The following is a 14,230-nucleotide window of genomic DNA, read 5'->3' on the forward strand; positions in this document are numbered from 1 at the left end:
CTGAACGTGCCGGACGGCGTCAACATCATGTGGAGCACCGGTGTGCCGCTGCTCGGCGTGCTGGCCGCGCCGGTCACGATGCTGGCCGGCCCGCTGGTGGCCTTCCAGGTGCTCACGACGCTGGCGCCGGCGCTGTCGGGCTGGGCGATGTTCCTGGCGGTGCGCCGCTGGACGGCCGCGCTGCCCGCCGCCGTCGCCGGGCTGCTGTACGGCTTCGGCCCGTACATGATCGGTGCTTCCTACGGGCACCTGCACCTGTCGTTCGTGCCCTTCCCGCCGATCCTGCTGCTGCTCATGGACGACCTGCTCGTCCGGCAGCGCAACACCCGGCGGACCGGTGTCCTGCTCGGGGTGGCCGTGGCCGCCCAGGCGCTGATCAGCGAGGAGGTGCTGGCGACCTCGGCAGTGGTCACCGCCATCGCCATCGCCATCCTGTGCCTGCGGCACCGCGACCAGGTCCGCGCCCGCGCGGGGGCGGCCATCCGCGGGCTCGCCATCTGCGCCGGTGTCGCCACGGCGGCGCTGGCCTGGCCGCTGGCCACCCAGTTCTTCGGCCCGCAACGGGTGCACGGCTCGATCCAGCCGCCGGACGTCGCCGTCTCCGACCTGCTCACGTTCGTCACGCCCACGCCCCTGCAGGCCTTCGGGCCGGACTTCGCCGTCCGGGAGAGCCTGACGTTCACCGGCAACGCGGTGGAGGTCAGCGGCTATCTCGGCCTGCCCCTGCTGGCTCTGCTGCTGTTCATCGCGGTGCGGCTGCGGCGCAACCGGCTGGTCGCCCTGTGCGTGCCGCTGGCGGCCGCCGCCGCGGTCCTCTCGCTCGGCCCGCACCTGCACGTCGGCGGGCACAACACCGGTATCCCGCTGCCGTGGCGCGTGCTGGAGCTGGGGCCGGTGCTGCACAACGCGCTGCCGTCCCGGCTGTCGCTCTACGTCGCGCTCGCGGCCGGCATCATGATCGCTATATGGCTGGACCAGGCACGGCCACCTCGTATCCGTGCTATCACCGTCGGTGTGTCCGTCGCCGCCCTGGTCCCGCTGGTGCCGGCGTCCCTGCTCGCCTTCTCGCCGGCCACTCCCGCGTTCTTCACCGGCCCGCGGGTGAGCAACGCCCTGCCGGAAGGGTCGACCGCGCTCGTCGTGCCCTACCCGTACCCGCAGCAGAACGTGGCGATGCTCTGGCAGGCTCAGGCGGGCTTCCGGTTCGCCATACCCGGCTGCTACTGTACGGTTCCTGACCGTAATGGACGTTCCAGCTTCCACCCGGAGCCGGACCCGCTCAACTCGGCCCTCATCGATGTCGCGGCAGGCACCATCACCGCTGACGACGCGCTGCGGCGGCCCGGGCTGCGGGCCACCTTCGACCGCTTCGACCTGGACGCGATCATTCTCGGCCCGAGCGACCACCACGACGAGCTGGTGAAACTACTGACCGGACTGGCCGGCGGCCCCGGCCGCCACGTCGACGGCGTCGATCTGTGGCCGCTCGGCACACCCTGACACCGCGATATCCTGGCACCGCGATGTCCTGACAGCACAGTGTCCTGTGGCACGTCCTGTGGCACCGCGATGCCATAACGTCGCAATGTCTTAACGTCACGGTGCCACAACGTCGAATGCGCCGGGCGGGACGCGGGTAGGCCGTGTCCGATGGATGTTGGTGGCTGCGGGTGGCCGTCTCGGCGCTGCTCGCACGACCGGGCGTCCGTCGCAGCCAGCCCGAGCCAGGGCGGGGCCGAGGCCGGCTGCCCGCGCTGTTTACGACCATGAATGGAGACCGGATGGCAGAGATCAAGGTGACCGTGACGCGGGTTGTGACCGCCGAGCCCACCGCCGTCATCGAAGCGCTCGGCGACTACAAGGGCGTCCGGGCCGAGACCTGGCCAGAGACGATCACGGACTACGAGGTGCTGGAGGGCGGCACCGGCGCCGGCACCCGGATCCGCTACCAGCTGCGCGCGACCCGCAGCCGCGTCCGCACCGTCGACGCGGTCGTCTCCGCGCCCGAGCCCGACCGGACCCTGGTCGAAGCCGACCAGAACTCCACCCTGCGGACCGTGTGGACGGTGCAGCCGGCCGGCTCGGGCACGACCCGGGTGTCGGTGGAGACGAGCTGGGCCGGCGCGAGCGGCATCGGCGGGTTCTTCGAACGGACCTTCGCGCCGATCGGCATCCGCAGGCTGTACAACGGCGTCCTCGACAAGATCACCCCCCGCCTGAGCTGATACCCGCACAACCAGCCCACATGTCACGCTGCTTTGCGCGGGTACTCGAAGTGGCCGCAGCATCGCGACATGGACAGCGAGAAGCGCTCGGGCGGGACGGCCGTGCGCCGGCTGCCGGCCCACGGGCTCGCCGGGCTGGCCGGGGCGGTCCCGGCGTTCGCCTTCCCGGCGCCGGGGGTGTGGGTGCTCGGTTTCGTCGGGCTCGTGCCGCTCATGCTGGTCGTCCGCGCCGCCCCGACCAGGCGGGAGGCGGCCGTACGGGCCTGGTGGGGCGGCACCGGGTTCTTCCTGGCGGCCTGCTACTGGCTGGCTCCGAACACCGGCCCGTTCCTGCTCGTACTCACCGCGATACTGGGCGCGACCTGGACGCTGTGGGGTGTGACGGTGTGGGCGGCCCTGCGCCAGCCCCCTTCAGCCCGCGGGCTCGCGTGGGCGCTGCTGGTCGTGCCGTCGGCGTGGGTGGCCGGCGAGTTCCTCCGATCATGGCAGGGGCTCGGCGGGCCGTGGGCGCTGCTCGGCGCGAGCCAGTGGAACAGCCGGCCGGTGCTGGCGCTCGCCTCGCTCGGCGGCGTGTGGCTGCTCAGCTTCGTGCTGGCTGCCGTCGGGCTGGCCCTGGCCGCGGCGGGAATCCCGGGCGCGGCGGCCGGCAGACGGATCACCGCCTGTCTGGCGGCAGCCGGGATCGTCATCCTCGCCGTCAGCGGCGCGGCAATGCTGAGGCCCGTCCCCCCGGCGGCCGGGACGCTGCGTCTCGGCGGCGCCCAGCCGGGTGTCGTCCACGCTCCGGAAGCCCGGTTCACCGCGAGCGAAGCCGCCACCCGGCGTCTCGCGGGCAGCGGTGCCGACCTGGTCGTCTGGGGTGAGAGCAGCGTCGGTTTCGACCTCGCCGACGATCCCGCCCACCTGGCCCGGATCGAGGCGGCGGCCCGCGCCGTCGGCGCCGACATCCTGGTCAACACCGACGCCCGCCGGGCCGGAACCCTCGGCGCACCGGGCGATGTGTTGGGCGCACATGGCTCACCAGCCCCACCGGGCTCCGCCGAAGGGCCGGCCCGCGACGATGACGGCAGCCTGGAGCGGGCACGTCCACCTGGTTCGCCAGGCCCACGAGAGCGGCCGGGGGCGCCTGGCGGCGGGATCTACAAGACAGCGGTCCTCATCGGCCCGGACGGGCCGCGCGGCCGCTACGACAAGACGCGCCTGGTGCCGTTCGGCGAGTACATCCCGCTGCGCCCGGTGTTCGGCTGGCTGTCATCAGTGACCGAAGCAGCTGCGGAGAACCGCCGGACGGGCCATCAGCTCACCATCATGCGGACGGCGGGCGTGCGCTTCGGGACGTTGATCTGCTTCGAGTCGGCCTTTCCCGACCTGGGACGCCGGCTCGCCCGGATGGGCGCGGAAGTGATCGTCGTGCAGTCGGCGACATCGACCTTCCAGGACAGCTGGGCGCCCGCGCAGCACGCGAGCCTCGCCGCGCTGCGCGCCGTCGAGTCGGGACGCCCGGTCGTGCACGCCACGCTCACCGGCGTCTCCGCCGTGTTCGACGCGTCCGGCCGCGAACTCGTCCGTCTCGGCACCCGTGAACGCGGCCCCTACCGCACCGACATAGCGCTCGCGACCAGGCAGACCCTCTACGACCGCTTCGGCAACTGGGTCCCGGCCGTTTCACTCATCGCCCTGTCCACCGCCGGCATCACCACCGCCCTGCACGCCACCCGGCGACCACGACGTTCGCGGGGAGCGCCGGCATGAACACGCGGCCTCCGAGTCCGGAGGCTCCCGGCCCGGGGGCCGGGCACTCGCGAATTCCGCGCCCCGAAGCCCCGCGCGCTGAGGCCCTGTCACCAACAGCCCTGTATCCGGGGGTGGTACGGCTGCCCTCGCCGGCCGAGGAGCTGGATGACGAGCGGTTCGCCCGGCACGGGGTCCGGGTGCTGCTCAAACGCGACGACCTCGTCAGCCCCGTGCTACCGGGCAACAAGTGGCGCAAGCTGAAATACAATCTGGTGGACGCGGCGGCGTCCGGGAAATCGACGATCCTGACCTTCGGCGGGGCGTTCTCCAATCATGTCCGGGCGACGGCCGCCGCCGGCGCGCTTTTCGGTTTCACCACCATCGGCGTCATCCGCGGCGAGGAACATCTGCCGCTGAACTGGTCGCTGTCGGCCGCCGTCGCCCACGGCATGCGGCTGGCCTACCTGGACAGGTCGACGTACCGCCGGAAAGACGAACCGGACGTGCTCGCCGGCCTGCGGGCGCGCTTCGGCGACTTCTTCCCGCTGCCGGAGGGCGGCAGCAACCCGGCCGGCGTCCGCGGCTGTGCCGAAATTCTGGACGAGGTCGAGCCGGATGTCGACATCGTCACCTGCGGCTGCGGCTCGGGCGGCACCCTGGCCGGTATCGCGGCGAGCCTGCGCCCCGGCCAGCGGGCCATCGGATTCTCCGCGCTCAAAGGCGGCCGGTTCCTCCAGGACGTCGTCGGTGACCTCCAACGTGCCACCTTCGGCCACGCCACCGACAACTGGCGGATCGAGTGCGACTTCCACTTCGGCGGTTTCGCGCGCCGCCCGCCGGATCTCCAGCGGTTCATCGACGACTTCGCCGGACGCCACGGCATCGCCCTGGAACCGGTATACGTCGCGAAGATGATGTACGGTCTGCTCGAGCTGGCCCGCCGCGGCACGATAACCCCCGGCAGCACCGTCCTGGCCGTCATCACCGGCCCGGCCGATCACCCGACGGGAGCGCGCGGCGGGCCGTAACAGGAGATCCGGGCCGGCGGGCGCGGCGCGGACACAGCCATGTCGGGCTGTGGACAGCGGCCCACTCTGTTTTGGTGGCGGCTGGGCGTGGTTCACTCGTCACGCCCGCGAGTGAAGTGTTCCCAGTCGGCGATCCGCGGGCGGGCCTGGGGGGACAGGTGAGCGGGAGCGAACACGCGGACGTCGTGGTTGTCGGTTCGGGATTCGGTGGCGCGGTGACCGCCTGCCGTTTCGTCGAGGCGGGCTACAGCGTTGTTCTGTTCGAGCGTGGGAAGGCGTATCCACCGGGGTCGTTCGCCCGTTCGCCGACCGACATCGCGACGAACTTCTGGGACCCGAGCCAGGGCCGGCACGGTCTGTTCGATGTCTGGTCCTTCGCCGACTTCGAGGCGGTTGTCTCCAGCGGGCTGGGCGGCGGCTCGCTCATCTACGCCAACGTCCTGCTCCGCAAGGACGAGAAGTGGTTCGTCCGCGACGCGCCCGCCTGCGAGGGCTACGAGAGCTGGCCGGTCAGCCGGGCCGACCTGGAACCGCACTACGCGGCCGTCGAAAAGACGATAGGGGTGCAGCGCTTCCCCAAGGGGCAGCCGCGCTATCAGCACGCCCGCCGGACCGAGCTGCTGGAACAGGCCGGCAGACGGCTCGGGTACACCGCCGAGCAGCCGCCGCTGGCGGTCACGTTCGGTGTCGACGGCAACCCGCCGGTACCGGGGGCGCCCATCGGTGAGCCGGCCTACGGCAACATCCACGGCCGGCCGCGGATCACCTGCGTGCTGTGCGGCGAGTGCGACCTCGGCTGCAACTACGGCAGCAAGAACACCCTGGACCACACCTATCTCTCCGCCGCGGTGCACCACGGCGCGGACCTGCGCGTCCACCACGAGGCCCGTTCGATCACCCCACGGGACGGCGGTGGGTACACCGTCGGGTACGTGGTGCACGCACCCGGTGATGCCGTCGCCACCTCGACACTCCCCCAGCGGACGATCACCTGTGATCGTCTCGTCCTCGCCGCCGGCACGTTCGGCACCACCTATCTGCTGCTCCGCAACCGCGCCGCGTTACCCGGCATCTCCCAACTGCTGGGGCGGCGCTTCAGCGGCAACGGCGACCTGCTCGGCTTCGTCGGCGGGGTGCCCGGCCCGGCCCTGGGCGGCGCGCACGCCCCGGTCATCACGACCGCCGTGCGCGTCCCCGACCCCCTCGACAGCCACGGCGGTCACGCTGATGGCCAGGGCGGCTCCGGCGCCGACCGCGGCTGCTACATCCAGGACGCCGGCTACCCCGGTTTCGCCGAATGGCTCATCGAGGCGGCCGGCCTGGACAACGAGGCGTCCCGGATCGTCAGCACCGTCTACGAGCTGATCCGTTCCCGTCTCACCGGCGGCCCGTCCCACCAGATCGGCGCGCTGGTCGGCCGGCTGCTCGGCCCGGGGCAGGCGTCCGCGGGCGCGATGCCCCTGCTGGGCATGGGGCGCGACATTCCCACCGGAAAAATGTCGGTGAGCGACGACTACCTGCAGATCGAGAACTATCCGGCGGACAGCCAGCCGTATTTCGAACGGCTGGACAGAATCATGGAGGACCTGGCCGAGGAAATGGGTGGAAAATACCACCGGAATCCGCTGACGCTGCTGTCCCGGGTCATCACCGTGCATCCTCTCGGCGGCGCCTCCATGGGTACCGACATCACCACCGGCGTCATCGACGAATGGGGCGAGGTGTTCAACCACCCCGGTCTGTACGTCGCCGACGGCGCCGCCCTGCCCGGGCCGGTCGGGGCGAACCCGTCGCTGACCATCGCCGCCTTCGCCGACCGGCTCGCCGAACACGCCGTGGATGCCGGCCCCGTCCTGGAGACACAGCCATGACCACTCCCACGAGCCTGCGGTTCACCGAGAAGATGAAGGGCTTCCTCACCCTCGACGAAACCGATCCCCAACGTGGATACAACCAGGGCAGGCAGGACGGGACCTCGCTGTCCTTCCGCCTGACCATCCACACCGAGAACGTGGACGCCTTCGCCGCCGACCGGCTGCGGGGGGCCACCGCCAGCGGATACGTCCGCTGCGACGCGCTGGGCGGCAGACGCCCGGTGGACGGCGGCGTCTTCAACCTCTTCGTCGGCGACACCCCCGGGCACCGGCGGATGCTCTACCGGCTGCCGTTCAGCGACGCGGCCGGGCACCCGCTGACCCTCAGCGGGTTCAAGGACGTCCACGACGATCCCGGATTCGACCTGTGGCGGGACACCTCGACGCTCTACACCCGCGTCTTCGCCGGCCATGTGGACGCCGCCGGCGAGTCCACCGCCCGGATCGTCGGCGCCGGCATCGTCACCATCCACATCCCCGACTTCCTCTGGCAGCTCACGACGTTCCGGACGTCCGGCCCGGCCGGTGGCACGGCGGGCCTGGTGAAGTTCGGCCGGCTGTTCCTCGGCGATCTCTGGGAGGTCTACGGCCGTTCCCTCGGACGCGAGGACGACGAGGAGGACGCGCGGGACGGAGACGATCCGCGGGATGGCGAAGGGGGCTGGAGCTGATGTCCGGCACCCCGTCCCGCCCTGTCGACGACAGCGAGCGGGCGCTCGGCTTCGCACGGGCGTCGATGTCCCGCTGGCTGTCGCCGGCCCTGCTGCTCGACACCGCCGTCCGCGTCGGTATCAGCGAGTTACTCGGCTCCTATGCCGACAAGCGGGAGGCGATGGCCGCGCTGCCGGCCGCCCCCCCGACCGACCTGTCGGGCCAGGACGAGCTGTGGTTCGACTACGTCAGCGACCTCGGCGACGGCTTCGACTCGACCTACACGATGGCCTCGCTGCTCGCCGCGCCAGGCCTGGAACTGGACGGTTCGCCGGCCCCGCGGGGGCAGCTGCTGGTGATGGGCGGCGACCAGTGCTATCCGACGCCGAGCATCACCGGCTACGAGAACAAACTGATCGGCCCCTACCGGGCGGCGCTGCCCACCGCGCCGCCCGGGCCCGACGGGCAGCCGGCGCCGCCGAAACTGTTCGTCCTCCCCGGCAACCACGACTGGTACGACGGGCTCACCGCCTTCATGCGGGTGTTCTGCCAGCGCTCCACCATCGGCGGCTGGCGTACCGAGCAGACCCGCAGCTACTTCGCGGTGAAACTGCCGCACCGGTGGTGGCTGCTCGGTATCGACATCCAGTTCGACTCCTACATCGACGACCCGCAGCGCCGGTACTTCCTCGACGTCGCCGAGCAGATGCAACCCGGCGACGCGGTGATCCTGTGCTCGGCGAAACCGAGCTGGGTCAGCACGGGTGAGGGCAACGCCGAGGCGTTCGCCGTCCTCGACTACTTCGAACGCACCGTGATCCGCAAGGCCGGCGCGCGGGTACGGGTCTCCCTCTCCGGCGACCTGCACCACTACGCGCGCTACCGCCAGGCCGACGGGGACACGCAGAAGTTCACCGCCGGTGGCGGCGGAGCCTACCTGTCCGCCACCCACCACCTGCCGGAACATCTGGTGCTGCCGCCGCCGGCGTCCCGGGCGCCAAGCAAGACCGACCCGCCGGCGCACTACCAGCTCGAGACGAGCTTCCCGGACGCGCGCACCTCCCGCCGGCTGGCCGCCGGCATCGTCCGCCTGCCGGCGTTCGCACCCGGGCTGGTGGGCCTGCTCGGCGGTATCCACCTGCTGCTGGCGCTGGTGATCGGTGCCACCGCCGGCGCGGGCACGCCAAGGGCCGCCGGGCGCCTCGACGCCATCGCGGACGGGCTTCGCGACGCCAGCACCGGCGCACTGTTCGCCGGCCTGGTCGACAACGTGCCAGGGCTGGCGCTGAGCCTCGGCGTCCTGGGCGCCGGGGTGGCCCTGACCAAGAGCGGCCGGACGGCCCGGGGGCTGGCGGCCGGAGCCGCGCACGCGGTGGCCCAGCTCCTGCTGGCGGCCGGCCTGCTGGCGGCCGTGGTGGCGGTGGCCGGCCCGTTGCCGGGCACCTGGCTGCTGGCCGGCGTACTGCCGCTGGTCACCGTGCTCGGCGGGCTCGCCGCCGTCGAGCTGCTCGCCGGTTATCTCTGGCTCGCCGACCGGTTCGCGGGCCTGAACACCAACGAGCTCTTCGCCGCGCAGGGGATCGCCGACTACAAGAACCTCCTGCGGCTGCACATCGGCCCGGACGGGTCGCTGACCATCTATCCGGTCGGGATCCGGCGGGTGCCGAAACGCTGGCGTTTCACACCGCACGCGGCGCCGGGTGAGCCCTGGTTCACCCCGGTGGACCGGCGGGTGGATCCATTCCTCATCGAGCCCCCGGTCAGCATCGCCCATGGCGGCCTGCCGGCCGTCCCGTATCAGCATGCTCGCGGCGACGACGCCGAACCGGCCAGTTCGTAACGAAAAATGCCGTAACATACCGAGGCGATGACAAACTGGACCGCTAAATCGAGCATCCCCGAGCCGGACGGCAGCTGGGGGCCGGGCGTAAATATTCGCTCCGACCGGCCCACGCCCGCCCGGATATACGACTACTTCCTCGGCGGCAAGGACAACTTCCCGGTCGACCGGGAAGCCGCCGAAAAGGTCAAGGAAGCCGTGGGCGCCGAGATCACCTCTGACGCGGCACGGGAGAACCGGCTCTTCCTCCGCCGCGTCGTACGGTGGCTGGCCGAGGCGGGCATCGACCAGTTCATCGACGTCGGCGCCGGCCTGCCCACCCAGGGCAACGTGCACGAGATCGTCCAGCAGGTCAACCCCGACGCCCACATCGTCTACGTCGACAACGACCCGATCGTCCTGGCGCACGGCCGGGCCCTGCTGGCCGACAACGCCACCACCACGGTCATCACCGCGGACCTGCGCAGCCCCGGAACAATCCTCGATCATCCCGACCTGCGCACTCTGATCGACTTCTCCCGACCGGTAGCCATCCTGTTCATAGCCGTTTTCCACTTCGTCACCGACGAGGAGGACCCGGCCGGCCTCATCGCCGCGTTCCGGAAACTGCTGGCACCCGGCTCCCACATCGCCCTGACACACGCGGCCACGGACGACGCGCCATCCGACCAGGTGGCCCGGGTCGAGCAGGTGTACAAGAACGCCACCTCGCCCTTCGTCTTCCGCTCACGCCAGCGGATCGAAGCCCTGTTCGCCGGCTTCGACCTGGTCGAGCCCGGCATCGTCCACCCCTGGCAGTGGCGTCCCGGCGAGGACGACATCCGCACCGCCTGGCAGTTCGCCGGCGTCGCCAGAAAGAGCGCTCAGGAATAAGCGCCCACGGGGAACATGCGCGCCGGCGGACCATCGCGCTGGTCCGCCGGCCCAGCCAGGCCGTGAGCCGCCTTCCTGCCGTGCTCGGGTCACCAGCGCGTGCGCAGGTCTTCGACGAGGGTGCGGACGCGGTGGACGCTTTCCGAGCCCGGGTCGATGTCATGGAGCGCGTCGGCGAGCGCGGTCAGCACCCCGGCATCGGCCTGGTCACCGGCGAACCGCACCACCTTCATGAAATAGGTACGCAGGTGCGGGGTCAGGGGAGGCCGGGGCTGGCGGCCGGAACGGTGACCGATGGCGACCACCCACTCCTGCCGGGCGGTCTGGTCATAAAGGACGTCGACCCGCTCCAGTGCCTCGACCAGCGCCAGGATGTCGTCGGGAGCGAGCCGGTTGCCGAGGCCGCCACCGCCTGGTCCACCAGAGACATCCCGCCTGCCGGAAGCACCGGCGCCAACGACGGCGACCAGTCCGCCCGAATCACCCTGCCCGGATTTCCCCGCCGATCCGGCTACGGCTGGCTTGCTGGACCGATCGGGGAGAACGGGGGGACCGGGAGAAACAGGCGGATTCGGCGCGGGAAAATCGCCGAACGCCGGCGCCAGACCGGCCGCCGTGTCACGGTCGAGCGGCGGCAGCGCGGCGGCGGCCGTTCGCAGCACCTTCTCGGCCAGCGCGATGATGAAACTCTGGTACTCCCGCGGATGCTGCCGCATGAGATCGACGACACAGCTGTCCGCGTATGCCCGCCCCAGACTCGGCGAGGTGAGCTGTATCCGCCGCGCCACGGCCGGGACGGGCTGCCGCCGCGGCACCCATTCCAGCGGAAGAATGTAACCGGGCGGCGAATCCGCGACCGTGCCCGTGGCCCCGCTCATGCCCGTGCTTGCGGCCCCGTTCATGGCCGCTCGCCGCATCCGCTCGCTGAAGACAGCCCATTCCCAGCCGCACCAGCCGCTGCGGAAGTAGTCGTCGGACAGCAGGGCGACCATGACCGGTATGGTACGGGCCGCCTCCCGCAGTTCGGTCTGCCATTCCGCCCCCAGCCCGATGTCCCAGGGGGCGAGAAAACCACGTGGCCGCGGTTCGCGGTCCGCCCTGACACCCAGTTCAGCGGTCAGGTCGGCGTGGAGCTTCTCCACCAGCTCACGGTCACCGGGACGAGCGGCGTAGCTGGTGAAAAAGATGAACCGGGGCACACTGCCTCCCAGCCGTTCCCGGCGGCCGGCACTGTCCTCTTCCTGCCGGTAGATGGTGACCTCCTCCCGCAGGCCACCGGACGGAGGACGGATCAGCGCGACCTCCTCGGGGGACAGCGACGGCAGTTCCTGCCCCGGCGTCGTCAACCGCCTGTGCGCCTCGAGAATTCGGTTCGCGGTCCGCTCCACCACCCGGTGGTAGTCGTCGTGATGTCTGCGCATGAGGTTGAACAGGCCGTCACCGGCGAAGGGTGCGCCACGTGCCGCGTCCCAGGACTGTGATTTAAGGACCTTCTCCACGGGAGTGATCGCCACTGGCCGCCAGATCAGCCCGATGACAGCGTCCTTTGGCCACTTCCCGTAGCGTTGACTGTAGATCCGCCCCCGCTGGTTGAAGATTTCCCAGTCGAGCGCGCACCGCGGGTCACTGAAATAAGAATCCGAATACAGCGCCACCATCACGGGCAGCTTCGCCGCGGGATGATCACCATCCGCTCGGACGCCGGGACTCCCCGGCACGGGATAGTCGAGCTGACCGCCGACGAGAACATCGGCGCCGCCTGCCCGCATCTGGCGTTCGAGATCGGTGTGGAAACGAGCCACCCATTTCCGGTCCTGCTCGGAGGCGTAGCTCGTCATGAAGTAGTAGCGCATGGACCCCCGCAGACCACGACCGCTCCGGCCGGACGCTCCGCCTCGGGACCGGGACCGGGAGCGCCCATCCGACCGGACCATCCAGTTCTGGTGGGACGTCGGAACACGGTGGCCCCCGACGCTCCACCGGGCAAAGATACACGTCTAATTCGGTCACATCATCTGTCGTTGTGACGACTCGGCATACGCCATGGCGCATCCAGCCCCTCCAGGCATACCGGGCCTCCGGCCCGACAGGTCGCCCCACCGTCCGCGCACTCCACCCACGACCCGCCCCACCTGCGCAGACGGGCTGGTCACAGCCTTTTCAGGCGACCGGTCGAGCCCCCACGCGCCGGCCATCCCACCGCCTCCTCACCACAGGACTCGGCCGTCACATATCGGACGGCCGGCTGCCCCGGCAACGGGTCAGGGGCTATAGTTGGGCGCGTTTCGTCAACCTTCCGCGGTGATGAGTTCGCGTTCGGTGGTCAGCCTCAGTCCGCCGTACACGGTCGACTTCCCGTGGTGGTCCCGCACGGCATCGGGGGATCTGCCGAGTGCGCGAGGTGGTACGGGGTGGTACACGACGAGCGGCGGCACGCCGATCGCGGCCGGACGCATGTCCCGTCGAGCACCCCTGCTCATCGGCCGGCGGCCTGCGCCGGGCCCGGAAACCCCGCCGGGGGTGCCGCGCCCACGGTGGCGCGATGCGATGACGGGCCGGATCGGCGTCAGTCGACATGACACCGTATTTCTTCGTCAGCCACGCCACCGGCGACGCCGACGCGGGGCACCTGCAACGGTTCTTCGGCGACCTCCAGCGCGAACTGCGCAACCAGCTCGGATACCCGCCGGATGCCACCGGCGAACTGTGGGCACCGGTTCACGGGCAGGAGCCACCAGCCGGGACGTACACACCCGATACGCCGGACGCGCCGGCAGCGTCCGCCCTGACCTGCCGGGTACTGGTCGCAGCCTATTCGGACGCCTATGTGCGCAGTACGCGCTGCGTCCGCGAATGGTCGGCGTTCCACGACCGGATGCGCTGGTACCAGCAGCGTACGGGGGCCGAACCGGCGTCGCTGATCGGTATCCCGTGGTCGGCCGGCTTCGACACCCTGCCTGGCATCCTGCGGACGGCGAGCCGCCTGCCCACCAACGCCGTCGAGATGGGCCGCACCGGCGGCCTGCGCCACCTCATGAGCGAGATGTACCGTTCCGGCGCGAGCGAGCGTTACCTGGCCTTCGTCCGGCAGGTCGCCGGTCTGGTGGTCGCCGGGGCCGCCGCCGACCTGCCCGTGATGACCGCGGCCGACCTGCCCTACGCCCGCCCGCGTCCGGAGCTCCTCGCCGCGGCCCCGCCCACCGCCGAATCCGCTCCTGTCAATGCCGCCGGTGCCGAGCCGGCACGGCAGGCCTCGCCACCGGACGCCGAACCCGAGCCTCCCTTAGCGCATACCGGGGACGACGTGGCCGAGACGCCGCGTCTCCCCGCCCGGAATCGGCGACATACCCGCAACCTGGGCCGGGTCGGGGTCGTCATCGCCGCCGCCACGGCGGACGAGCAGCCCTCCACCCGTACTCGGCGTGACTTCTACGGGACCGCGCCCGAGGACTGGCGGCCCTTCCTGCCGGCCACCGGCCGGCCCGCGTTCGCCCTGGCCCAGGCCGCCCTGAGTAAGAACGCGATCTACGACACGGTCTGCTACCCCGTCGGCGCCGAGCTCACCGAGCAGTTGGCCCGGGCCCGCGCCGACCGGCGCGTCATCGTCCTGCTCGTCGATCCATGGATCACCGGAGCGGAGCCCTACCAGGAGCTTCCCGCCGACATGGAACGCTGGCTGGCGACGGACCCGGCCGCCTCCGCGGGAATGCTGGCGGTGTTCAGCTCGACGGATGAGGAGACCGAGGAACAGGCCGAGAACCTGCGCGCGGAACTGTCCCGATGGTTCGCCCACGCGGACGCCGTCCGCTGGAACCGTCGCAAGGATGTCCGTACCCATGAGGAACTGGCCACGGACATCGTGTCCATGGTCATCCGCACCCAGAACATGTTGATAAACATGGCCGGGCCCGGCCCGGGAACCGGGCCGGGCGACATCCCCGACGACCCGGATCAGGGCAGACCGGTACTGCGCCGCCGGTGGCCGGATGACGCGGAACGGTGACG

The 14,230-nt window shown here is 70.9% G+C and carries 10 protein-coding genes; 9 read left to right on the forward strand and 1 reads right to left on the reverse strand.

The genetic code is table 11. From position 1 onward, the window contains the following. From NBW84_RS08050 to NBW84_RS08085, 8 genes are all read left to right on the forward strand, one after another. A partial coding sequence (locus NBW84_RS08050) for a hypothetical protein (RefSeq protein WP_250283207.1) occupies window positions 1-1,500 on the forward strand: 1,500 nt, incomplete at its 5' end. 281 nt (window positions 1,501-1,781) lie between these two features. Beyond that, complete coding sequence (locus tag NBW84_RS08055) at window positions 1,782-2,225, forward strand: SRPBCC family protein (RefSeq protein WP_250283209.1); 444 nt, start codon at window positions 1,782-1,784, stop codon at window positions 2,223-2,225. 69 nt (window positions 2,226-2,294) lie between these two features. Continuing rightward, window positions 2,295-3,977 (forward strand): apolipoprotein N-acyltransferase, encoded by a 1,683-nt coding sequence (lnt, locus tag NBW84_RS08060; RefSeq protein ID WP_250283212.1) that lies wholly within the window; start codon window positions 2,295-2,297, stop codon window positions 3,975-3,977. Next, window positions 3,974-4,987: a pyridoxal-phosphate dependent enzyme gene (locus NBW84_RS08065; protein ID WP_250283214.1), complete on the forward strand. Its 1,014-nt coding sequence runs from the start codon at window positions 3,974-3,976 to the stop codon at window positions 4,985-4,987. The genes lnt and NBW84_RS08065 overlap by 4 nt, the downstream gene beginning before the upstream one ends. A gap of 158 nt (window positions 4,988-5,145) precedes the next feature. Next, entirely contained in the window at window positions 5,146-6,858 is a 1,713-nt protein-coding gene (locus NBW84_RS08070) for a GMC oxidoreductase (protein WP_250283217.1), read from the forward strand. Next, entirely contained in the window at window positions 6,855-7,532 is a 678-nt protein-coding gene (locus NBW84_RS08075) for a hypothetical protein (RefSeq protein WP_250283219.1), read from the forward strand. Before NBW84_RS08070 ends, NBW84_RS08075 begins: the two co-directional genes overlap by 4 nt. After that, a complete protein-coding gene (locus NBW84_RS08080) occupies window positions 7,532-9,352 on the forward strand; it encodes a hypothetical protein (protein WP_250283221.1) in 1,821 nt (606 codons plus the stop codon). Before NBW84_RS08075 ends, NBW84_RS08080 begins: the two co-directional genes overlap by 1 nt. A 27-nt stretch (window positions 9,353-9,379) precedes the next feature. Beyond that, window positions 9,380-10,225 carry an SAM-dependent methyltransferase gene (locus tag NBW84_RS08085; protein WP_250283224.1) on the forward strand — a complete coding sequence of 282 codons (846 nt, stop codon included), beginning with the start codon at window positions 9,380-9,382 and terminating at the stop codon, window positions 10,223-10,225. 89 nt (window positions 10,226-10,314) lie between these two features. Here NBW84_RS08085 and NBW84_RS08090 read toward each other — a convergent pair whose 3' ends face one another. Then, entirely contained in the window at window positions 10,315-12,078 is a 1,764-nt protein-coding gene (locus NBW84_RS08090) for a TIR domain-containing protein (RefSeq protein WP_250283225.1), read from the reverse strand. Window positions 12,079-12,800: 722 nt separating this feature from the next. Between NBW84_RS08090 and fsxC the strand changes: the two genes are divergently transcribed. Further along, a complete protein-coding gene (gene fsxC / locus NBW84_RS08095) occupies window positions 12,801-14,228 on the forward strand; it encodes an FxsC protein (protein ID WP_250283227.1) in 1,428 nt (475 codons plus the stop codon). The last annotated feature ends 2 nt before the right edge of the window (window positions 14,229-14,230 follow it).

The sequence above is a fragment of the Protofrankia sp. CiP1_Cm_nod2 genome (genome assembly GCF_920664355.1).
Lineage (GTDB): Bacteria > Actinomycetota > Actinomycetes > Frankiales > Frankiaceae > Protofrankia.